Source organism: Bacillus sp. EB106-08-02-XG196 (genome assembly GCF_013396335.1).
Taxonomy (GTDB): domain Bacteria; phylum Bacillota; class Bacilli; order Bacillales; family Cytobacillaceae; genus Neobacillus.
In genome coordinates this window covers 75,957-98,758 of the sequence record NZ_JABWSY010000021.1, presented here as the reverse complement: position 1 = coordinate 98,758, position 22,802 = coordinate 75,957, and the positions used below count along the sequence as shown (strand labels likewise).

The 22,802-nt window shown below is 37.5% G+C and carries 21 protein-coding genes; 7 read left to right on the top strand and 14 right to left on the bottom strand.

Annotation, left to right across the window (positions count from 1 at the left end; all coding sequences use genetic code 11):
* Nucleotides 1–6 precede the first annotated feature (6 nt).
* The 5 genes from MLOOGBEN_RS25875 to MLOOGBEN_RS25855 all read right to left on the bottom strand — a co-directional run bounded on the left by MLOOGBEN_RS25875 (nt 7) and on the right by MLOOGBEN_RS25855 (nt 7,271).
* Nucleotides 7–1,551, bottom strand: a complete 1,545-nt coding sequence (locus MLOOGBEN_RS25875; protein ID WP_179161139.1) for a xanthine permease — start codon at nt 1,549–1,551, stop codon at nt 7–9.
* Nucleotides 1,552–1,726: 175 nt separating this feature from the next.
* Entirely contained in the window at nt 1,727–3,154 is a 1,428-nt protein-coding gene (locus MLOOGBEN_RS25870; protein WP_179161138.1) for a YlbE family protein, read from the bottom strand.
* Between the two features lie 2 nt (nt 3,155–3,156).
* A complete protein-coding gene (fdrA, locus tag MLOOGBEN_RS25865; protein ID WP_179161137.1) occupies nt 3,157–4,704 on the bottom strand; it encodes an acyl-CoA synthetase FdrA in 1,548 nt (515 codons plus the stop codon).
* Nucleotides 4,698–5,585, bottom strand: a complete 888-nt coding sequence (locus MLOOGBEN_RS25860) for an oxamate carbamoyltransferase subunit AllH family protein (protein WP_179161136.1) — start codon at nt 5,583–5,585, stop codon at nt 4,698–4,700. Before MLOOGBEN_RS25860 ends, fdrA begins: the two co-directional genes overlap by 7 nt.
* Before the next feature lie 456 nt (nt 5,586–6,041).
* Nucleotides 6,042–7,271 (bottom strand): amidohydrolase, encoded by a 1,230-nt coding sequence (locus tag MLOOGBEN_RS25855; RefSeq protein ID WP_483296403.1) that lies wholly within the window; start codon nt 7,269–7,271, stop codon nt 6,042–6,044.
* Nucleotides 7,272–7,817: 546 nt separating this feature from the next.
* Between MLOOGBEN_RS25855 and MLOOGBEN_RS25850 the strand changes: the two genes are divergently transcribed.
* Nucleotides 7,818–9,131, top strand: coding sequence for a cytosine permease (locus MLOOGBEN_RS25850; protein ID WP_179161134.1), 1,314 nt, complete (start codon nt 7,818–7,820; stop codon nt 9,129–9,131).
* Nucleotides 9,132–9,159: 28 nt separating this feature from the next.
* Here the strand turns inward: MLOOGBEN_RS25850 and MLOOGBEN_RS29765 are convergent, their stop codons facing one another.
* On the bottom strand, nt 9,160–9,486 hold the full coding sequence (locus MLOOGBEN_RS29765; RefSeq protein WP_368737826.1) for a TIGR04104 family putative zinc finger protein: 327 nt from the start codon (nt 9,484–9,486) through the stop codon (nt 9,160–9,162).
* A gap of 235 nt (nt 9,487–9,721) precedes the next feature.
* Here MLOOGBEN_RS29765 and MLOOGBEN_RS25840 point away from each other — a divergent pair, with 235 nt between their 5' ends.
* On the top strand, nt 9,722–10,063 hold the full coding sequence (locus tag MLOOGBEN_RS25840; protein ID WP_179161132.1) for a hypothetical protein: 342 nt from the start codon (nt 9,722–9,724) through the stop codon (nt 10,061–10,063).
* A 95-nt stretch (nt 10,064–10,158) separates the two neighbouring features.
* On the opposite strand, the gene MLOOGBEN_RS25835 is transcribed toward MLOOGBEN_RS25840, so the two are convergent.
* Both MLOOGBEN_RS25835 and MLOOGBEN_RS25830 read right to left on the bottom strand, forming a co-directional pair.
* Nucleotides 10,159–11,571 (bottom strand): SpoVR family protein, encoded by a 1,413-nt coding sequence (locus tag MLOOGBEN_RS25835; RefSeq protein ID WP_179161131.1) that lies wholly within the window; start codon nt 11,569–11,571, stop codon nt 10,159–10,161.
* An 88-nt stretch (nt 11,572–11,659) separates the two neighbouring features.
* On the bottom strand, nt 11,660–12,646 hold the full coding sequence (locus MLOOGBEN_RS25830) for a M14 family zinc carboxypeptidase (RefSeq protein WP_179161130.1): 987 nt from the start codon (nt 12,644–12,646) through the stop codon (nt 11,660–11,662).
* A gap of 150 nt (nt 12,647–12,796) precedes the next feature.
* On the opposite strand from MLOOGBEN_RS25830, the gene MLOOGBEN_RS25825 reads away from it, so the two are divergent.
* Nucleotides 12,797–13,048 carry a YhdB family protein gene (locus tag MLOOGBEN_RS25825; protein ID WP_179161129.1) on the top strand — a complete coding sequence of 84 codons (252 nt, stop codon included), beginning with the start codon at nt 12,797–12,799 and terminating at the stop codon, nt 13,046–13,048.
* A gap of 106 nt (nt 13,049–13,154) precedes the next feature.
* Here the strand turns inward: MLOOGBEN_RS25825 and MLOOGBEN_RS25820 are convergent, their stop codons facing one another.
* The 3 genes from MLOOGBEN_RS25820 to MLOOGBEN_RS25810 form a co-directional block, all read right to left on the bottom strand.
* Nucleotides 13,155–13,877, bottom strand: a complete 723-nt coding sequence (locus MLOOGBEN_RS25820) for an SDR family oxidoreductase (protein ID WP_179161128.1) — start codon at nt 13,875–13,877, stop codon at nt 13,155–13,157.
* Nucleotides 13,878–13,923: 46 nt separating this feature from the next.
* Nucleotides 13,924–15,666: a phospho-sugar mutase gene (locus MLOOGBEN_RS25815; RefSeq protein WP_179161127.1), complete on the bottom strand. Its 1,743-nt coding sequence runs from the start codon at nt 15,664–15,666 to the stop codon at nt 13,924–13,926.
* Between the two features lie 144 nt (nt 15,667–15,810).
* The gene (locus MLOOGBEN_RS25810; RefSeq protein ID WP_179161126.1) at nt 15,811–16,197 is read right to left on the bottom strand and encodes a YhcU family protein; all 387 of its coding nucleotides are present in this window, start codon (nt 16,195–16,197) and stop codon (nt 15,811–15,813) included.
* Nucleotides 16,198–16,332: 135 nt separating this feature from the next.
* Here MLOOGBEN_RS25810 and MLOOGBEN_RS25805 point away from each other — a divergent pair, with 135 nt between their 5' ends.
* Nucleotides 16,333–17,250, top strand: coding sequence for an RluA family pseudouridine synthase (locus MLOOGBEN_RS25805; RefSeq protein WP_179161125.1), 918 nt, complete (start codon nt 16,333–16,335; stop codon nt 17,248–17,250).
* Nucleotides 17,251–17,295: 45 nt separating this feature from the next.
* Here the strand turns inward: MLOOGBEN_RS25805 and MLOOGBEN_RS25800 are convergent, their stop codons facing one another.
* The gene (locus MLOOGBEN_RS25800) at nt 17,296–17,553 is read right to left on the bottom strand and encodes a GlsB/YeaQ/YmgE family stress response membrane protein (protein ID WP_179161124.1); all 258 of its coding nucleotides are present in this window, start codon (nt 17,551–17,553) and stop codon (nt 17,296–17,298) included.
* A 333-nt stretch (nt 17,554–17,886) separates the two neighbouring features.
* Here MLOOGBEN_RS25800 and MLOOGBEN_RS25795 point away from each other — a divergent pair, with 333 nt between their 5' ends.
* The 3 genes from MLOOGBEN_RS25795 to MLOOGBEN_RS25785 all read left to right on the top strand — a co-directional run bounded on the left by MLOOGBEN_RS25795 (nt 17,887) and on the right by MLOOGBEN_RS25785 (nt 20,382).
* The gene (locus MLOOGBEN_RS25795) at nt 17,887–18,501 is read left to right on the top strand and encodes a DUF47 domain-containing protein (protein ID WP_133370666.1); all 615 of its coding nucleotides are present in this window, start codon (nt 17,887–17,889) and stop codon (nt 18,499–18,501) included.
* Between the two features lie 11 nt (nt 18,502–18,512).
* Nucleotides 18,513–19,505 (top strand): inorganic phosphate transporter, encoded by a 993-nt coding sequence (locus tag MLOOGBEN_RS25790; RefSeq protein ID WP_179161123.1) that lies wholly within the window; start codon nt 18,513–18,515, stop codon nt 19,503–19,505.
* Between the two features lie 322 nt (nt 19,506–19,827).
* Nucleotides 19,828–20,382, top strand: coding sequence for a YitT family protein (locus MLOOGBEN_RS25785; RefSeq protein WP_179161154.1), 555 nt, complete (start codon nt 19,828–19,830; stop codon nt 20,380–20,382).
* Nucleotides 20,383–20,408: 26 nt separating this feature from the next.
* Here the strand turns inward: MLOOGBEN_RS25785 and proC are convergent, their stop codons facing one another.
* Entirely contained in the window at nt 20,409–21,209 is an 801-nt protein-coding gene (gene proC / locus MLOOGBEN_RS25780; RefSeq protein WP_179161122.1) for a pyrroline-5-carboxylate reductase, read from the bottom strand.
* A gap of 180 nt (nt 21,210–21,389) precedes the next feature.
* The gene (locus tag MLOOGBEN_RS25775; RefSeq protein ID WP_179161121.1) at nt 21,390–22,802 is read right to left on the bottom strand and encodes a glycosyltransferase family 2 protein; all 1,413 of its coding nucleotides are present in this window, start codon (nt 22,800–22,802) and stop codon (nt 21,390–21,392) included.

Here is a 22,802-nt window from a genome sequence, read left to right as displayed (position 1 = left end):
CTATTTTTACTCTGTAACAGGACCAATATTATCTTTCTTATTTACATAGAGTTTATACGCTAAGAATGCAGCAATTAGCAAATATCCCCAAACGAAAGGCATAGCAGTTGCTTGTGCAAGTCCGATAGTGCTTGTATGAATGGCACCAATAAAAGTTAAAGCAGATGCTAGTACTGCAGCAATAATGCCTCCAATAGGAGTATTGCGGATCGTAAATACAGCTATACAACCCCAAAGAACACTTGAAATAGGAGCACCATTACCTAGAGCAACCAAGCCATCGTAGAAAAGTCCAGCATTATGCAGAGCTAGTGAAGATACTTGATCGGCAGCATCTCCCACAGACTTACCAGCAGCTGAAAGTGCATTATTAACAGCAACAAGTGCCCAGTTCGCAACCCACGGGAAGAAACATATAAAGATTGCTGGAGCTTCAAATTTCGGACTTTCTTTCACAACTTGATGCCCTGTTACAATCGCAATAAACACAAGCATCGGAACGATAGCAGCAATTGGGACAACAGCTAGCAACAGTCCCATAAGACTGAAAACCGATAATAAGAATATGGCAACAGAGCTGGCAATTGAATAGCCTAAACCTGCTCCAACTTCTTTCCAGCCAGCATGTCCTACATATACTGTTACTGGGAATGGGTTACCACAAAGGCCGCCTATTAGAGTAGAAAAACCGTTTGCAAGCATAACATCACGAGTTTTGTATTCATCTCCACTGACAGCAGCAGCTTCTACGTTTTCCAAGTTAAAAATGTAGTTTGCTAACCCTAAAGGTACAGCAGTTAGTAAATATGGCAAAGCAGCGTTTAAACTGTCGGCAAACCCATTTAAATGCAGCATTGGAGGATTAAAGCCGAATGATTTTAGTGCTTCAGTAACATCAGCAGGATTTTGATATCCAGCTATCCAAGCAATTGCAGTTCCTACTACGATCAATAATAAACCGGTAGGTATTTTCTTTAAAATTGGATGTTTACTTAACCAGTTCATGAAAATGATGATTAAGGCAACAAATGCCACTATAGGCATTTCAAAGGATTGCAGCATTGGGTTCATACCCAAGAATACAAATGCCAAACCTGCCAAGGCTGCTAGCAATACAGTTCTTGGGACAATCTTTCTAATCGTTTCACCCAGGAATGCTCCTAAAAATAATATGGCAGCCTCAATAAATCCCCAAATTACAGCAACTGTGGTTGTGAAAGCAGCGTCCTGTGTTTGTTGATAGAGAGGAAGCATAATCACAAATACGATAAGAAAAATACCAGGTGAACTAGAACCTGATGGTAGTGCGGTAACATCTGTTCTACCTGTTTTCTTAGCCAATTTATAAGCAAAATAAGCAAATATAATGCCAGATAGCAATACAGCAAATCCAAAGCCAGGAACTATTTGTTTATAAACAAACTCTTTTGGCATACCAACTACACCAATTAATAATGAAATCATAACCAAAAAGTCTGTCAAAACATTAACGAATAAACCAAAGGAAGCAGCAAAGTCCCCTTTTTTCCAAAATTTAATTGTTTGAGCCATTACATATCACCTCTAAATATGAATAGTTTGTTAGATAAAATAATATTGTAGTTAGCTATTTTTTTAGCCTTTGCTTATATTTCATCAGTTGATTTGTTGCAGTAGTAGACAATGCTCTTAAACAAAGCCCAGTAGATTAAAAATCTAAGCTGGGCTTTTAATTTAAGTTTGAATATTATTGAATGTTTTCACCTAGAGCCAGCATTGCTTTTTCAAAGGCTTCCACTGGAGGATAGGTAATTCCTGCACCTATCATTCCGATACCTGCATCTTTATGAGCAATCGCCGTATTAATAACAGGCATAATACCTGTTTGGATAACCTTACGAACATCAATTCCTGTCGGAAGTCCCATGAAATCAAGTACTGGAATTGTCACGTTAGGATTTTCTGTAGTTGTGATTTCCTTCATTCTTGTTGTAAAACCAATCGCTTCATCTGGTGTTCCACCAACTAATGCAACAATTGCTGGAGCTGTTGCCATCGCAAATCCGCCGAAACCATATGTTTCAGTAATGGCGCTATCCCCGATATCAAGACCAGAATCTTCTGGCTTATAACCTGCAAACATTGGACCAATAACTTTTTGTGCAGGACCAGTAAACCAAGTGTTTCCAGGCATTCCGCTCACACGGATACCGAATTCAACACCATTCCGGGCCATGGTTGTAACGACTGTACTGTTTTCAATGCCGTGAGCAGCATCAAGGGCACATTTCGCCATTGCCATCCAAGTTGGACCGGAGAAGTAATCGCTGCTCGCAACGAAATCAAATACTTCTTTCTTCTGTTCGATTGTGTAATCAGTTTGTAAAATATACGTAGTTAAAGCCTGAATTAATAATGTTGTACCCGCAACATTTCGGTTATGACACTCGTCTCCCATATGAAGTGCTTGTGCAAGCATTAAGCGTAAGTCAATTCCATTAGGATTTAGTTTCATCGCATCACGTAAAATTGGACCGAAAACATCGCGCATCCAATTTAAACGATCAATAACGCTTTGATCATTAGCTCCCATTCGAAGGATTTTTGCTAATTGTTCACTTAAGTTTGTATAAGCAATATTGCCATATGTTTTATTTTCAACAATGTGCATGAACATTGATGCAGATGTAACACCTGCCATCGATCCTACACAGTTGTGCTCGTGACATGGTGAGAAAGTGATTTCGCCAGAGGCGGCTAGTTTAGCAGCTTCTTCAACATCCTTAGCTAAACCTTCAAATACGATTGCGCCTGTAACAGCACCTTTCATAGGACCATTCATTTTATCCCAAGTAATTGGAGGACCTGCATGGAGGATCGTTGTTTTGGTCATACCAGGTACGCAATTAATGGCTTGATCATATCCAATTAACACTGGGTGAGAATTAATAATTCTTTCGACAGCTATTCTGTTAGCTTCTTCAATTTTTTCCAAGATTGCAGGATTTTCAAACTTGTCAAGTGCAGCAATTAATGCCGGGTTTCCTCTGCCTGGCGGTGTCCATTCTAAATGAATGACCTCAGAGCCTTGTTGTAATAAATCATCTTTAAAGGACTCAATTCCTACGTTAATGACATGTGGTCTACTTTTAAATAAATCGCTAATTCTACTCATGCCTATTCTCCCTTCACAACAAATTCTCTAGCTAATAAGCCAGCATTCTGCATGCTGCTCGCATGCGTTACATCTGCAGCCAATAATTTATTAATTTGCTCTTCATAATTTTGCGGATCTAATTCTGTTCCAAGAACATATCCAATTATCTCCAAATGTCTTCCTTCTTGTTCCGCTTGTTGTTTTGCTTCTATGATTGCTGGAAGGAAAGCTCCAACTGGATCTTCATGTGCTCCATAACCTATAACAAAGTCCATAACGATAGCACCAACAGACGGATCTTTTGCCTCCTGAATAAATCTTTCAAGACGTGTAGATGGATCAATCATTGGGTGTGGCTTTCCTTGTGTGTATTCATCATCACCAAAGTCGATGAATGTATGTTCTTGGCTAGTATAACGGTCTTTTAGTCGATACTCTGGATTTCTTTGAATATTGCTATAGACATTATCGAATTTCTCCATCGCTGCATGCATAGCTTCATCTGCCAGCGTTCCACCGCTAAAAAGTCCACGAATATATTTCTGTTCAGGAGTTAACTTCGTCCGAACTTCTTCAATAAGCGGGATATTTAAAGCACGTTTATTTAATTTGCTTTCGTCTGCCCCAGCCAATAGTACTGCTTTAAGTGCAGCTTCTTTAGACATTTTCGCAAAATGGGCGCCAGCAGCAGTAATTTTTTCTTCATTCCCGCCAACAAACCAAACGACAACTGGTTTTGTACAGTTTTTAATTTTCGCTAATACTTTTTCTTCTACACTAGGTGCAGGTGGTTTGGAAATAACGACAATGACTTTTGTCTCCTCATCGTCTTCAAGTGCCTGAATACCATCAAGCATCATGATTCCGCCAACTTCTTCTTTTAAATCTCTACCGCCTGTTCCAATTAATTGTGAGATACCGAAGCCAAATTCGTGAATGCGGACGCTTACTTCTTGGCTGCCCGTTCCTGATGCCCCAACAATACCGATATTCCCTTTTCTTACCGCATTCGCGAAGCAAAGGGCAGTATTTCCGATAATCGCTGTTCCACAGTCTGGACCCATCATAAATAAGCCTTTTTCATGAGCTAATTTCTTTAACTCAATTTCATCTTCAATGCTTACATTGTCGCTAAACATCATGACATGTAAATCATTTTCAAGAGCCTTTTTCGCTTCTCTAGCTGCATATGCACCATTTACAGCAATAATAGCTAAATTAGCTTCTGGATTACTCCCTGCAGCAGCAGAAATAGTAGAAAATTTAATGTCACTTTTCCCTTTTTTACCAGAATTCTTTTTTGTAAATATATCATTTATTTTTTCGAAAGCGATTTCGCATAATTCGTCAGTTGCTGCTTTTACAACAATAACTAAATCACTTGCCCCCGCTGTCTCTACTTCAGGTGTCAGTAAACCGACATTTTTCATTACCTCTTTATTCATTTCTGTAGCCATTGCAATAATGGCCTGTTCCACTTCTTCAATTTGATTTGCTTTAGTGGAAAGTGACATTAAAGATACTGAATCGACATATGTGTTTGGCTTAATCAAAGCTTGTACTAACATACTTTACCTCCTGCTCTAATAGTGGCCTCCATTCCGAAAACAATGCCATAAGCTATATCTGTCCCGGATGAAGAACCTATGTTTAATAATTTATTTAAAGAGAGAATTAAGTCTTCATCATCCTCAACTAATAAAGAGTTAAGTAATGAAATAATAGACTCTCTTACTTTACCAAATGCTGCTTTTTTCAAAGTCATGTAACTAATGTCATTCGTTAAGGTTTTTGCTTTCTTTAAAACATCTTCACAAAATAATCGATAAGGATTAAAAGGGCTGTTTTTCATATTAAAAATAGTAAATAACCCAGTTAAAAAATCATCACCAGAGGGAGTTAACCCGGGTCCAAGTCCAACAATTGAAACTGCATGCGGCAAGGCAGATGAGATTCGATCATTTAATAATTCGTTTAATAGTAAAAGAGTTCTTTTCTCAAGCATATTCGAGACTTCTGCTTCAAAAGGATTTTGGGGTATGGCATTTTTTTTTATTCCTCCGCCTACACCGTGAATGTTAATATATTCTTTCATTTTTATTAAATTTTGTTTCACGGTTTCCACTTTACATGGGTACGCTGGTAAAACACTTTCCCATTTATTTATTTTATCAATAGAAATAATAAGCTTATCCCCAATATACAAGAAATTTTGTTCAACACGTACCCGATCACTTACTCCAATTTCCAGTGGCTTCATATTGTCAACATCAATAATTAACGTGTTAGGTCCGTTATCAAGTTTGCTGCATGCAATGGTATATAAATCGCCATTTTCGAAAGATTTAATATTAAATGTTCTATTAAATGTACTATGCACATAACCAGTGAAAAGTGAATTATTAATTTCCTTTATAAAATCAGCATCACCTGAGATTGTATTTATCAAGAATGACACCCCATAGTTCTAAAATTATGCAGTCGAATAAACTTTTGAGCAGATCGAACCTCCTCTTAGAAAGAAAAATAGTTTGTAAGAATTAACATGAATTTGTACGTAAATTAGTGTGCTCTCCCCTTCGATTACAATACAGGGTAATGGGTATGACTGAATAAAAAAATTTTGGATTTGAATTCAGCAAAACTCATCTTAGTCTCAGGAAGCATTGTACAATTTTCAATTAAATATAATGCTTACATGATTATTCTAGTTATTTTGCATAACACCGTCATCGTGTAACAAATCCAAAAAGCCATGCATTCAATTGTGCAAATCGTACAATGGATTGTGATTAAATTATGTCAAAGAAATGATAGCTTGTTGTCTTTATGCCAAATAAAAAGGAGATGTATGAATTATCTACATCTCCAATCTTTTATTTGGCTCTATCTTAAGTCTTTACTACTAATTTAAATTATTGACGGCCACAAGAGAGCCAGATGCTAGAACGCCTTTATGCAGGACGGCAGCACGCTTAGACAGTCGTGCAACCGTTTCAGCAGAACAACTTGCCTGAACCAGAACAGCATTTGCTGTATCTCCAACTTTCGGCCATATTTGTTTACCGGACTCATCTAATGGTGTAATACCTCCGGTAGCTAGGGAGAGGGCACGGGACAGTGTGTATTCGTGTTTCCAGCCATAAAGCTGTGCAGCAAGATGCGCCTTCTGCAAGGTATCTCCTATTCCGAATGGATCCCATTGATCCGTGATACTATCATTACCCAGCAGAACTTTAACACCTTTTTGCTGGAGCAGTGGAATTGGCATCACCCCTTTTCCAATTGGAACTGAAGATGCGATGGAAATTCCCTGAGAAGCTAAGAGGTTTGCCATTTCCTCATCCGCTCCAGCCGGTAACGATGCGAGCGAGAACGCATGGCTGATCGTCACTTTTCCCTGTAGACCAGCTTGTTCAGTTAAATATGCCAGTAGTCTAATCGCATTTATTCCAGTTTCTCCTCCTTCATGGAGATGGATATCAATTCCTGCTTTATAGTCGGCTGCAATTTGAACCATGGTATTCAATGATTTTTCCATGTTCCCATCTACCAAGGTTGGATCTAGTCCGCCAACATGGGTAACTCCAAGTTGCATTGCGTCACGGATCAGACCTTCTACATTTGAACGGAGCAAACCATGTTGAGGGAATGCCACAATTTCATGTGATATTTTATCGGAGTAGTTCGCTAATGCCTTTTTCAGACTCTCAAGATTCTTTAACCCTACGACCTGATCAATATTGCAATGGCTTCTAACGTACGTAGAACCATAGCTAAGGATCAGTTCAATTAATTTCTCTGCACGCTCTTGAGCAGTTGGCAGAAGCTCCAATAACAGTGTCTGTTCTAATTCAATCATATCGAAAATACCGTTTTTTCTCAGATGGGCAGCTCTCCAAGGACCGCCATAATAGGTTTTATCCAAATGAATATGCATATCTCTAAAGGAGGGCAGTAATAGCAGCCCTTTGGCGTCATAACAATCCAAATTTTTATTATATGTTACATTAGTTTCTAATATTTTAGTAATTTTACCTTTAACTATTTGGAGATTTCGTATTACGCTTTCCGTTGCGACGACTTGACCATTTTCATACTTATAACCGCTTTCTAAACGTACATTCAAAAGCATATAACTGCTGTTTTTTTCGGGCCTTTTGGTGTTTATGCTAGCCTCGGCATTTGCGATCACCTCTTCAGGTAAAAATAAATCCATCGTACCTGTAACGCCAAGAACGGCTGAGGCACCCCCAATTTTTCCAGCATTACAAAGAAACCTTCTTCGTGAAAATCCTTCATTAACCGTAACCATCTAATCTTCCTCCTTATGTAAAAAAAATTAAAAAAGTTGGTTCCACTAACAATTGACAATCCTTACAAAAGTCATTCTAGGTATTTGTTCCAAAATTTACATGATGTTTTTGTCCCGAAAAAAATATTTTATCACCTGTATATTTTGGACTATAGTCTGTGAATGAATTGTGTCAATATAGTTTGAAATATCCAAAAAGTATTTTTCTTCATAATTTATTCACACTTCTTTGTGCGCAATGACTAAATGATTTGCGAGTTTTGTAGTTGAACTATCCAAAGACTTCTATAATTTTCCTTTCTAAAATAAACATATAGGATCCTATTGAAAGCGCTCAAAAAATAAAGAATAGGCTGGAGGGAAAATATGTCTACCAATAATGTGGATTCTAAATTATTAGATCCGGAATTTGAAACTACTCCTGTACCAAAAGAATACAGAAAGCCGCTGGCATCTGTAGCAGCTGTTTGGTTTGGTTTCCCAATGGTTTTGACAAGCGCTGTAATCGGTGGAGTAATCACTGCAATGCTTGGATTTAAAGTTGGGGTAACTGCAATACTAGCAGGAAACTTGCTGCTATGCCTAGTTGTGGGAGCATTAAGCTATTTGGCAGGGAAAACCGGAGAAAACTTTGCAATGACTGCTCAAAGGACTTTTGGAAGATATGGATACATGGTCGTATCTGGATTACTTTCCACAGTCGTAGTAGGATGGTTTGCTCTTATGGTAGGGCTTACCGGCGATACCATGGCTCGCTCATTCGGTGCCCCAATGCTATTAATGACTTTAATAGGCGGGGTTCTTTATGTTGCTGCAACTTTTATCGGAATAAAAGCATTAACAATTTTAGGATGGATCGCGGCACCTTTATATCTCATTCTCGGTATTGTTTCAATTATTATCTCGTTTAAAACTGGAAATACAGATATTTTTAATTATGAACCAACAACCAGTGCAGGTCTTCTGTCCTTTGGGGCAGCAGTCACCATGGTATTTGCAACGTTTGCTGATTCTGGTACGATGACCGCTGACTTTACACGTTGGTCGAAAAATGGGCGTGAAGGATTGTTAGCTGCCATTACAGCCTTCCCATTTGGAAAGTTCATCGCCGAAGTAGTAGGTGCAATTATCGTAGCGACAGGTGTAATCCAAAGTCCTGCCACGAGTGGCGGAGACTTTATGCCAATTTTATCGGGACAAGGTCCTCTTCTTTCCTTCTTGGCTCTCATTTTTGTTTTTATTAATCTTGGTGTTGGATGTACCCACTGCTTGTATAATGGTGCGGTCGGTTTCTCACATATGACAGGAAAAAGCATGAGATTTTTAACAATCGTACTAGGGATTGTTGGAATCATCGCAGCAGTCTCAGGTATCTGGAACGCTTTCCAGAGCTGGCTGGAACTTCTCGGTTTAATTGTTCCGCCAATCGCTACAATCATTATTATAGATCAACTAATTCTAAGAAAAAATCAGTCGCTTGGGTCCGAAAGTTGGAAACCACTTCCATTTGTTGCATGGGGTATGGCCGCTTTAGTAGCTTTATTGGTTAACTTCTTTGCACCGCAGCTTTCAGTGGTGGTATTTGGCATAGGTTCCTCAGCTATCTTCTATTACGTTGGGTCCCTATTAATCAAACCTACAATTTCTCAAAGTGTTAATAAAGAAAGTAATGTAAAGTAAATACTTTGCTAGTGAAAAGGAAAAAAGGTTATCGTTTAACCTTTTTTCCTTTTTTTATTGAACTTTCATTCTTTTTATAATTAGCAAAATAAGGGAAGCTGAATAAAACGGATAAGAAGACGATGATTATTACCGCTATTCTTAAATTAAAAGAAAGATTAGCTAGACTGAAAATGAATAACAATACTGCTATCGTAAGTGAAAATAATAATTTGCTCTGTAGTGTAATTTGATGCATCGTTCCACATTTTCTACATACAAGTGGTTTATAATTCCAACGGATAGTCTTTTGTATTTCCTTCCATCTAAATTGTCGCTTACAAGCTTCACACTTTTGTATGCCCAATAAAAACACCTCACTTTAAAAAAATCTTAGCATGAACTCTACCATTATTCTCCAAGAAAAATATACCAAAATAAAATTATGGTACATTTCTTTAACTAACAGAGTTGAATAATAATAATAAAAATAATAATAATAAACTCACTTATAAAAGAAAAGATAAAGATAATCATGGAGAATTGAATAGATAGGAAAGAAAACGCAATACTATTTAGGATAAAGTATTTCCATTAAAAGAGGTGTTCTTTTGAAATTTCTTGTAATAGGCGCAATTGTAATTGGTGCTGCTGTTTTTTCCTTATTACCAATTTTATCTGCCCATTTCTTTCAACCAACTTTAAAAGATAGCATCCGATTTAATATATATTTTCTTCCTCTCTCTTTTTTAGGAAACATTGTACTAGCTTGGGGGTTCATTCAAGGGAATAAAATATTTGGAAATACGGTAATGCTTGGAGGTATTCAAACTGGCGTTAATGCAATTCTTATTACAATTTTATCTATAATAGTTTTACGACAGAACATTTCAGTATATTCCATTATTGGGATTTTCCTGATTGCTATTGGAGCTATCCTTTTAAATAAATAACATAAAAATAAGAAATAATAATAATAAACAAAAAAACACCATTGATTGGTGTTTTTTTTGTTGACGATTTAAGCCTTGCAATACACAACTACTTTTTACATATACTTTCGGTGAACACCTTTCCCGTCATAAGAAAATAACATTCTTCGATCTTCTATCATGGTTTCAATATGAACAGGTCTTCCCCATAGCTGCTGGATATATGGCAATACCTTTTCAAGGTATTTGACATCTAATTCCACATCCTCATACCAATGCTTTAAATAGAGTTCACCGTTCTTCAAATAGTCACCATCATTGACAGTAATATACGGGAACCCTCCATTTACTCGCATATTCACTAACTGGTCGCGAACATGCTCCCATTCCTTATCGACGATTTTATAGTCCCTTCCCTGCTTTTGGAAGAGATACATATCTTCCCTCATGACAAGATCTTTGTTTAAATAATTCCGTAAAAAAGATATATCTGATTCCACTTCACGAACCTCAAACATCTTTTCCCGGCCAGAGCCTGGTATAACTCCTCTTCTAATCATGTCATCAGTGGGATTATTATACCGTTCTTCAATGTCCTCAAATATCTTAATTCCTAGGTAATAAGGATTTATACCGGTCTTTGACGGCTGTACCACCCCTGCGTTTAATTTTGCAAATTCAATTGCTTCTCCGCTCGTTAAATCCATCTCACGGATGATTCGCTGGTGCCAATAGGAAGCCCAGCCTTCATTCATGATTTTCGTTTCTAACTGCGGCCAGAAATAAAGCATTTCCTCCCGCATCATTGTTAGTATATCTCGCTGCCAATCCTTAAGCTCCCTGCTATAAGTTTCAATAAATAATAATAGGTCCTTTTCCGGCTTTGGTGGAAATAGCTTTTTTCTTGGCTGACTTGGCTGTTTATTAGCACTGTCATCTAACTTCCATAAATCATCGTAAGGAGTTGCTGAGATTTGCGGCGATTCTTCTTCCCCTTCATCCTCCAGTGACCATGCCAGTTTTGGTCTCATTAATGAAGGATCAATATGTTCATCAATGGCGAGTATGGCATCAAGGAAGGTCTCTACTTCCTTTTTCCCAAATTGTATTTCATAAGTTCTGATTCGTTCTGCCGTGGCGGCCATGCTTTCAACCATATCCCGTTTGGTATTTTGGAACCTGACATTATTCTTGAAGAAATCACAATGAGCCAGTACGTGTGCAACGATTAATTTATTCTGGATGAGTGAATTGGAATCTAGTAAGAAGGCATAACAAGGATTTGAATTAATAACAAGTTCGTAAATTTTACTTAATCCTAAATCATAATGAAGCTTCATTTTATGAAATTGCTTCCCAAAGCTCCAGTGTGAAAATCTGGTAGGCATTCCATAGGCACCAAACGTGTAAATGATTTCAGCTGGGCAAATTTCATATCGCATAGGATAAAAATCTAAGCCAAAGCCCCGAGCAATTTCAGTGATCTCACTAATCGCGTATTCAAGAGCTTTGCGATCGTCCCCATTCATCGCCATTCCCCCTTTTCCTCTTACCACAATGTATGAAGTAAATCTGGGAATGATGAAACAAGATGTAAAAAACAGCAAGTATACCTGCTTATTTTCGCTTTTTCAAGCTCTTTGCCTCTTCTGCCAGGGTAAGTCCTACATATTTATTTCTTTCCCATTCTGCTTTAAAGAACGATAAAGGCGGGGAAGTTTCTCCAACAAGCGGACTAACCTCAATCGTCATCGCAGGGCGGTGGTAGTTAGTGATAAACCAATCCGTAAAACCGCCGCCCGTTGCGTGTTTAGGTGGTTTTGCCAGTGGATAACCGGTCAATGTTGAAATTTTTTTTGCGATTTGTTTGTCACGTTGAAGCTGCTTGCCATTTTTATAATTCCAAAAAATCTCTCTGCCAGCCGAATGATAAGCCACAGCAATTTCTGGATGAATGTCGTGAATGAATTTTGTTACAGCCTTAACCTCTTTTGCTGCCAAAGGCCTCTTTCCCTTATAAAATTGGAAAAAGGGAAATGGAGGTCCATCGGTGAGCTCCTTCCATCCTGCTGGATATTGTCTATTTAAATCAATCCCGATTCCATTCGCTTTCCAGCGCTCAAAGTTCTCTACACCATCATTCATGGACACTAGTTGTTTCATGTGTTTTTCAGGGAACAGATTGAGTTTATTTTGTTGGATGGTCACACCGTCTGGATTGAGCATGGGAATAAACCAGATGGAAACATCATTTAAAATATCTGTTGAAATTGACCCAAACTCTCTTTTTCTTTGGTACAAATCAGCATACACTTCAAGTTTCTTCATTAAAAGCATACTTGTTATCCATTCACGTCCATGATGGGCTCCAATTAAAACGATATTCTTCTTTCCTTTACCAAGCCTAATCGCATAAATGTCTCTTCCAAAATGAGTTTCCCCTATTTTTTTTACTTTTATAGCAGGATATTGATGATTGAGCTTTTCTAGGTCATCCTTCATTTTCTCATATGTATAAGGACGATTTGTTTCAACAACTTTTGCCAGTGAGACATTTTCAAGCTGGAATAATAAAACCATCAAAATACATAATAGCTTCTTCATACTGGCTCCTTTTCGTAACCATTGCGCTGCAAGTTATACAGGTAAAAGTTGCAAACAGCGTTAGAACGGATTGTCCAACATTTTCTGTGAAAGTTATTGCCGAAATATCATAAAATAACTTCAACTCCTAGTAAGGAGGAGACAAAACAAATGAAGAAAATGGATTATGATCGAGCTTTGTATTATACACATCGCTCTGAATGGGATAATTTGCTGATACTAATGGTACGAACAAAAGACCAATTTTTATCAAAGAGGATAGAGCAATTCCTGCATGCTTATCACTTTGAACGTGACTACTCAGTAATTGAAAAAAGTTTATATTCTTTACTTCGTTATATCGACCATGCTAACGAAACCGTTGAACCAGATAATGAGTTACCGATGTATAGTCTTTCCTGAAAAAACAAGTGGATACAATTTTTATTGAGAAATATTTTAACAACCGGACCAACGAATTCCACCAAAACCAAAAACGGCTTCCTCAAGGAGGAGCCGTTTTCTTATATTAGGCGATAGGATATTGTTGAACAAGTGGATGAAGGACAATTTCATCAATAAGCATATACTTAGGAGCTGAAGCCATATATACCACAGCGTTTGCTATATCTTCAACCTTAAGCCAATCTTGTTTTTCCGGTAAACCTTGTGTAGATTCAGCAAAATAGGTATCCACCATTCCCGGGTTAATAGTACCTACTCTGATTCCATATTCACGTACTTCTTGTGCTACAGAGCCAGAAAAACCTTGTACTGCGTATTTTGAAGCTGTGTAAGCTGAACCGTTAGCTATCGTATATCTGGCTACATCAGAAGCAATGGTTATAATCGTTCCTGATTTCCGCTCCTTCATATGTGGAAGGACAGCTTTTGTTGCCAGAAATACACCTTGTACGTTTACTTCAAACACCTTTTTCCATTCTTCGAGCGTTACTTCCTCTGTTAATTTAAAGAATCCCACACCTGCATTATTAACCAACATATCTATATGTCCATATTCCTTAATGGTTTTCGAAACCACTTGCTGTAAGTCTTCTTCTTTCGAAACGTCGGCTTGAATAGGCAATACATGTGGAAACCCTTTTTTCTTCAGGTCATCGGCTGTTTCTGAAATTTGTGCTGAACTTCCGATTATTGCTAATTTCACTCCTTGCTCTGCAAGTTTAACAGCAATTTCCTTGCCAATTCCTCTGGACGCTCCAGTAACAATTGCGATTTGATTTTTTAACATGCTTTTGTTCCTTTCATGTTGAGGTACTAAGATGATTGATGAAAAATCAGTTTCCTGTTACCTTTTTGACTTTTTCGTCCACCAGATTCATAAAATTCTTTTCGATCTCGAGTAATTTACTTCTACTATCTTCTAAACCATTGCTATTCACACCAAAATAAAATTTCACTTTTGGTTCTGTACCAGAAGGTCTTAAGCAAACCCATGAACCGTCTGTGAAGGTATATTTTAATACATTGGACTTTGGTAAATCGATTTTCTCTTCCCCATTAGAGGTTTGCTTAAGTCCAGTTAGATAATCTTCTGACATTGATATCGTTAAGTCACCAAGTTTCTTTATTGGCTCAGAACGGAAGGAAGCTAAAATTTGCTGAATCTGTTCTGCACCTTCTTTTCCTTTTAGCGTTAAAGATCTTAGTCCTTCTTGATAATAGCCATACTTTTCAAATACCTGCAGTAAACCTTCATAGAGTGACATGCCTTGTTTTTTATAGTAGGCACATACTTCTACAGCCAAAATAGCTGCTTGGACAGCATCCTTATCCCGAGCAAAATCTCCGATTAAATATCCATAGCTTTCTTCATAGCCAAATAAGAAAGTAAATTCTCCCGTTTCTTCGTATTCCTTTATTTTTTCAGCAATAAATTTAAAACCAGTTAGCACATCAAAGGTTGGTAATTGGTATTCTTGGGCAATCTTCCTGCCGATTTCTGAAGTCACAATTGTTTTTAACACCACTCCATTTGAAGGAAGAGTCCCTTTGCTTTGCTTTTGCGAGAGAATGTAATCTAATAATAGGGCGCCTGTTTGGTTCCCTGTTAAAACAACATATTCTCCTTCATGGTTTCGTACAGCAATTCCTAAGCGGTCTGCATCTGGATCGGTTGCAATTAATAGATCTGCACCCACTTTTTTACCATCCCTTATGGCTAGTTCAAATGCTGCATGTTCCTCAGGATTTGGACTCTTCACTGTTGAAAATTCAGGATCAGGCAGTTCCTGTTCCGCAACGACCGTTACGTCGGTATAGCCCAACGCCGTCAAGGCTTGACGAACTGGTTTATTAGCCGTACCATGCAGTGGTGTAAATACAATTTTGACATCTGTTTCTTTCGAAATGGAAGGATTCTCAGAAATAGTTTTCAGCATTTCGATATAGGCTTGGTCAATTTCATCACCAATTGTGTTAATTAATCCAAGTGACCTAAGGTTTTCCTCCGTATCTACTTCGATTAACAATTCATTTTCTATTTCGTCAACTTTCGTTATTACCTCGTCAGCTGCTGCAGGCGGCAGCTGTCCGCCGTCAGAACCATATACTTTATATCCATTGTATTCTGGCGGATTATGGCTTGCTGTAACGACAATTCCAGAAAATGCGTTTAGATATCTTAAAGCAAATGATAGTTCAGGAGTTGGTCTTAATTCATTAAATACGTAGGTTTTTATCCCTTTTGTTGCAAGTGTTCTGGCAGCCTCCATACAAAATTCAGGAGATTTATGTCGTGAATCGTAAGCAATCACCACTCCGCGTTGTTTTGCTTCACTACCTTGTTCGTCTATGTATGCAGCTAGTCCAGCAGAAGCTTTTCGAACCGTATATAGATTCATCCGATTGGTTCCTACACCGATTTCGCCTCGCATCCCGCCGGTCCCAAACTCTAGATTTTTATAAAAAACTTCTTCAAGATGTTTTTCATCTTGCTTTATTTCCTCGAGCTGCTGCTTCAGTTCCTCATTTAAGTTTGAAAACTCCATCCACCTTTTTGCATTTTCTTTCCAACTCATTTTTTTATCCTCCCTTTTTAGCCTATTTCATATTGTTTGATTTTCACAATCAACTTACACCTTCTATTTATTTTATATTTTATCTCCGTAAGTTCAAGGATTATAAAAAAAAATGTCTGCATTTGCAGACATTTTCATTAGAAATTATACAAGTAGTTCATTTGCGGCCTTGATATAAACACTAAACACACTGTTTTTCATATTTTTAGCTTCTACGAATTGTTCATACTCAAACGGAAAGAAAAGACCAAATTCTTGCAAGTTCGAAACATTTTTATTAAATAGAACTGCATATTGCTCATCAAGAGTTGGAGACTCAAGTATGGAGATCACTGTTTGCATGCTTGCCATTACTTGAAAAGCGTCCTTTAAAGTATTAAAGTCATCTGGAGTATGCAATACTTTTAATTGTTCAAACTCACTTATCTCCTTATCCGTAAAATAGAGTGGAAAAACAGTTGAATAGATGTACCTCACAAGTCCACAAATTTCCTCTTCCTGACCTGGTGTCGAGGCAAAAACAATTTTCACTTGTAACCCACCTTTGCGATAACTATAATCTATCGTAATATATATACATAAGGATAGCATAAATAAGAGTGAATTTCGGTGGTAATTATAACCACGCCATACCTTTAAAGAAATCTCAAGTTATAAGGAGTTCAAATGATAAAAACGACACGAAAAGGGAATTGGATGGAAATTAACACACCCAAAAGCTGGGAAGGAAAAACCATAGAGGAAATTTTTCGAAGTGAATGGGAGGTCTCAAAGAAACTTACTCATTTATTCAGAATGGAACACAAAGTATTTGTAAATGGAAATAAAGCTTCGTGGACATCGCCTCTTAAATTAGGCGAAAAGGTGCTAATTAAATTATTTGAAGATGAGGAAGTAATGAACATTCCTGCTTTCTTCTATGACATACAGGTTCTATTTGAGGACGAGCATGTGATTGTTTTTAATAAACCTGCTTTTATGAACACACATCCAAATGACGAAAACGATAAAAGTACACTTTTACAAGCAGCACAATTTTATCTGCATTCAAAAGGTGAAAAGGTTGAGATTAGGCATGTACATCGTTTAGACAGGGATACCACTGGCGCTATCCTCTTTGCTAAACACGCCTTAGCAGGTGCTATTTTGGACAGAATGCTCGAAAAACATGAATTGAAGAGGACCTATCTTGCTATTGTTCAAGGACATTTGAAAAAGAAGAAAGGGACTATAAAGGAGCCAATTGGGCGTGACCGTCATCATGCAACAAGGAGAAGAGTTTCCCCAACTGGTAAAGAGGCTATTACGCATTATCAGCTTATTAAAGAGGAAAACAGTATTTCTTATGTAAAATGCTGGCTCGAAACGGGGAGAACGCATCAAATACGTGCGCATTTCAGTCATATTGGGCATCCTTTACTAGGCGATATTTTATATGGAGGAAAGCCACTATTCGATCGACAGGCACTGCACGCGGCAAAATTAGAATTTACTCAACCTATTACTGGAGAAGAAATCATTTGTTATGCCCCATTTATAGATAACCCGCCAATCTTCAAGAGTATAGACGTGAATATACTATGATTCAAATTTAAGGAGGCCGCCCATTTGGGGCGGCCTCTCTTTCAATTATCTGTCAGCTTTTCTAAATGCCCTCATTACAAGTGATAATAGGAATACAAGAGCAATTGATCCGATAATGGCAGGGATAATCGCAAAATCGGCAACATTTGGTCCCCAATCTCCTAATAATAAAGTACCGAGCCATGCGCCAACAAACCCTGCAATTATATTACCTATAATACCACCTGGAACATCTCTGCCAACAATAAGACCAGCTAACCAGCCAATCACTCCACCTACGATTAATGCCCAAATGAAACTCATTAGAACACTCCTTTTTTAATCATTCTTTTAAAGAATCCTATTACTTAACAAGCAGTATTAATTTTTAAAATACTGTCTTGTACCATTAAAGTACCCATTTTATTTCTTTACATACCAAGAAATTTACTCCGTTTTAATAAATACATAATAATAGGTCTACAGGGTAACATTAAAAAAAATAAAAATAGCTAATCCCATAAGATTATTTTTCAGAATTTTCTTTTGTTAAGTTTTTGTAAATTAAGTCAAATTTTTATGTTTTTTTCGTTTAATTTCTGTAAAATATTGTCCGTTGTGCAAAACTTTTTACATAATTTTTAGGGGGATAAAAAAATGGCAAAAAAAGTTGATAAATTTTCTGCTCTATTAAGTAATATTTCTTCAAACTTAAAGGAAGGTGCAAATTACTTTGCTGATTATAAATTAAAAAATATAAGTGATTTGAAAATTTTCTCAGAGAAGATGAAAGAAATTGAAACAAAGGGTGATACCTTTGTTCATGAAGTCATTAAACAGCTAAATGATGCATTTATCACGCCTATTGAACGTGAAGATATTCTCCATTTAGCAAACAGTATGGATGACGTACTGGACGGCCTAGAAGCAACAGCTGCATTATTTGAAATGTATTCCATCACACAGGCAGATGATTTTATGCTTCAATTTGTGGCTGCCTTAAAAGCAAGTGTTCACGAAATTGATCAAGCGATGGGCTTGCTAGCGAATAAGAAACTTCCTCAAATGCGAGAACATGCTATCAAAATAAAAGATTATGAATCAAAATGCGATAATATCCTTCGTCAGTCCATTAAGCATTTATTTACAGTCGAAAAGGATCCAATAAAAATTATTCAATACAAAGAAATATACGAAAATCTCGAGGATATTGCTGACAGCTGTCAATCTGTTGCAAATACACTTGAAACCATTATTATGAAAAATGCATAAGGAGCAAACAAATGGAAATTTTAATTATCTTAGTTGTCATTGGTGCCCTTGCATTTGACTTTATTAATGGGTTCCATGATACGGCGAACTCAATTGCAACCTCTGTTTCTACAAAGGCTTTAAGACCACGGCATGCCATTCTGTTAGCGGCAATCATGAATTTTGTAGGGGCGATGACGTTTACGGGTGTAGCTAAATCCATTTCCAAGGATATTGTCGACCCTTTTACGCTTGAAAATGGGTCTGTTGTTATCCTTGCTGCGTTGATTGCTGCAATATTTTGGAATTTGCTGACATGGTATTACGGAATCCCAAGCAGTTCTTCTCATGCAATCATTGGATCAATCGCAGGAGCTGCTCTTGCTTCAGCAGGTTTTGGCGCGCTTAACTATACTGGATTTTTGAAAATCCTCCAAGCTTTAATTATTTCACCAATCCTTGCTTTTGCGGTCGGTTATATTGTGTATAGTATTTTTAAAGTGGTGTTTAAGAATGCAAATTTAGCGAAGACGAATCGAAATTTTCGTTATATGCAAATAGCCACTGCAGCCCTGCAATCTTATTCACATGGAACGAATGACGCACAAAAAGCAATGGGAATTATCACGATGGCTCTAATTGCGAATGGTTACCTTGGCAGTAATGCAGAGGTTCCGTTTTGGGTACAATTCTCCTGTGCGCTGGCAATGGGATTAGGTACATCTGTCGGAGGATGGAAGATTATTAAAACCGTTGGCGGCAAGATCATGAAAATTAGACCAATTAACGGGGTGGCAGCAGATTTAACTGGTGCAGCTGTTATTTTTGGTGCTACTTTCTTACATGTTCCTGTTAGTACAACACACGTCATTTCATCTGGTATTTTAGGGGTTGGTGCTTCACACCGACTTAAAGGAGTAAAATGGGATACAGCTCAAAGAATGCTCATCACCTGGGTTATTACACTTCCAATTTCAGCAGGTATAGCAGCAATTTCTTATTTCATTTTAAATCTTTTCTTTTAAATATGGTTTTCTAGAGAATGGGTTCTCCATTCTCTTTTTTGCTCATTCTTACCCTAAGGTCGGATTTTCCCCCTATGAGTGACCATTCTTTCTTCATTTTGCTTTTGCCGGGTTCTCATTACCACAATGAGTGACCGCTCCTTCTTAAATATGCTGTTGCCAGGCTCTCATAACCTCTATGAGTGACCGCCCCTTCTTCTTTATGCTATTCTGGGGCTCTCATAACTTTTTAGTCCTATCACTTCTAAATGAAATTCAAATACATACTTTTTATGTAGGGACAAGTTTGGAGTGATTTTTATTGAAACAAAAAATTATTGCTATGCTGATTGGCAGTTTATTACTAAGCCTAGGTGTTAATGGGTTTCTCGTACCCTATCATCTGCTTGATGGCGGCGTGATTGGTTTAGGGTTAATCATTCACTATTTTTACGGTTGGCCAACAGGCCTTAGTATGATTGTTTTAAGTCTTCCTCTTTATATCTTGGCATGGTTCTTTGAAAAACGTTATTTCTATTACAGCCTGCATGGACTTATTATTTCTTCTTTTTGTATTGACTTACTTTCTTTTATGAATGGGAAAATTCAGCTTGGCATTTTTCCAAGTACGATACTTGGGGGAATTCTGGTCGGAGTTGGGATTGGTCTAATGCTACGCTATGAAACAAGTACGGGTGGAACTGATTTGCTAGCTCAAATCCTCTCCAAATTTACTACTGTTAATATAGGAATCATTATCTTTGTAATTGACGGTCTGGTCATTACTAGCGGGATTCAAGTAGTGGGTTTAGAAAAATTCCTTTACTCTTTATTAACCATTATTTTTGTTGGCTTGATGACATCGATAACAGTCATTAGAAAACCAGAACCAAATTGAAGAACCTACGACAAAGTCGCAGGTTTTTATAATGATTTCACTTTTTCAGTACAGCTTTCCATTGCAGCCAATACGGAACCTCGAAATTGCTTCTTTTCAAGTTCAGCTACAGCTTCGATCGTTGCCCCGCCTGGCGTACACACATTATCTTTAAGTTCTCCAGGATGTTTATCGGTTTCTAGTACCATTTTAGCAGCACCAAGGACAGCCTGAGCTGCCAACCGATAGCCTTTATCCCTAGGAATCCCCTGCTTGACACCTCCATCAGCCATTGCTTCTATCAACATATAAACATAAGCAGGAGATGAACCGCTAATGGCTGGTACAGCATTCATTAGTTTTTCATCAAGCCTCTCCGTTTTACCAAATGTTTGAAAAAGACGTTCAATCTCAACTATCTCTTCCTCACAAAGCATCTCATTTGGACAAATAGCTGTCATCCCTTCGCCCACTAACGAAGGCGTATTGGGCATTGTCCGAACTGCCTTTATACTAAAACCAAATTCCCTTTCGATATCTGCCAATGTAATTCTAGCCGCAATGGTGATTATCGTACTTTCATGATGAATTATATTTTTTATCTCTTCAATAACCTTTCTATGTTGGTCAGGTTTTACCGCTAGGATTAAAATGTCAGCAAACCTTGCGATTTCTTGATTTGAACGGGTCGTATGAATTTTATAGCTGGATTTGATTCTATCCATTGTTTCAGCTGTTTTAGCGCTTACCTTAATGTTTTCTTTTGGAATCAACGACGATTTAAGGATTCCTTCTATCATCGCTTGAGCCATTTTCCCCGCTCCAATAAAGCCAATCTTCTTTTTCACTTACATACCCTCGCCTTTCCATAAGTCTTTTAATGATTCCATACGATTTTTTCAAACGTTCGTAATGAGCTGGTTGTTCCCACTCATCCCTTGTATATAAAGGGCTGTATTAACCAGGACCAATAAGGACTTTAGATGACAATAAGAAATAAAATGGCATCTACAAGTAAGGAGGTTTTGTCATTTTGAAACTCCTTTTCTTTTCATTTCTCCCCAGCTCGTATCTCCTGCCAGCATTTGCAAGACACCTTCACATCTCCATAAAACAGTCAACGGACGATACCAGATGGTTTCAGTTAACGAGTATAAAAAGAGCTTTACTATATCAGTTACTTTTGGATATTTGGTTAAACTCCATTCTTCTAACAAGACAGCACTCATGGAAAATAGCGAACCATATAGACAGGATAGAAGAAATAATAGGATAGTAAATTCATTATAAATTCCACCCAGTAACAGAAATAGAACCATAAATAAATAACATAGAAACTCAACAATTGGTCCAAAAAACTCAACAATCCAAAAGTAAGGAAAGGATATTAACCCAATGGAACCGTATTTTGGATTAAAGGTGAGGGAACGGTGAGTCCATAGGCTTTCAAAGAGTCCTCTATGCCAGCGCCGCCTTTGCCTTCTTAAGATCGTGATATCCTCAGGTACTTCCGTCCAGCAAACAGGATCAGGTACATAGACAATCCTTTTGTTTATCCGCTTTTCTTTTAGTAATCTATGGAGTCTGACAACTAACTCCATATCCTCCCCAACTGTATCAGTTTTATATCCCCCCGCTTCGATTGCCCAGTGTTTCGAAAAAACCCCAAATGCACCAGAAATGATTAAAAGAAGATTATGCCTGCTCAAACCGATTCTGCCCATGAGGAAGGCACGAAGATATTCAATGATTTGCATAATGACTAAGGGATTGTTTGAAAGACCTATTTTTAAAATATGTCCATTCTTTATTTCACATCCATTAGCAATTCGCACACTTCCACCCGAAGCAATAACCTCTTCATTTGAATCAATGATTGGCTTCATCACCTTTAAAAAGGCATCTGGCTCTAATACGGAATCCCCATCTAGCAAGCAAAAATAGGGATAACTTGAACAATTAATTCCCACGTTCAAAGCATCGGCTTTACCGCCATTCTCTTTATCAACTAAGAATAAATTTGATAGGACTGAGGATTGATAAATTCTTATAATTGGTTTTGTATTAACTTGTTTACGTACTGCTCGAATGATTTCTTTCATATCATAATGCTCAAGTATCTTCTCTAAGGTAGTATCGGTTGATCCGTCATTTACAACAATAATTTCATAAGTAGGATAATTCACACTCAAGAGTGACCGTACACTCTGAATGATTCCTGCTTCCTCGTTATAGGCTGGGACAATGATTGAAACAGGTCTTGTATGAAATTCTTCCATGTAATCCTCATAAACCTGAATTCTGTCTAATTGGTATTCCCTCCGAAGCTGAAACATTGAAATCATTAAAATAGCAGAATAAAAAACAATAACAATTACCATATAAACAGCAATAATCCAAGCAAAAACAGTAACAATATCTAGCCAATTCACATTTAGCAT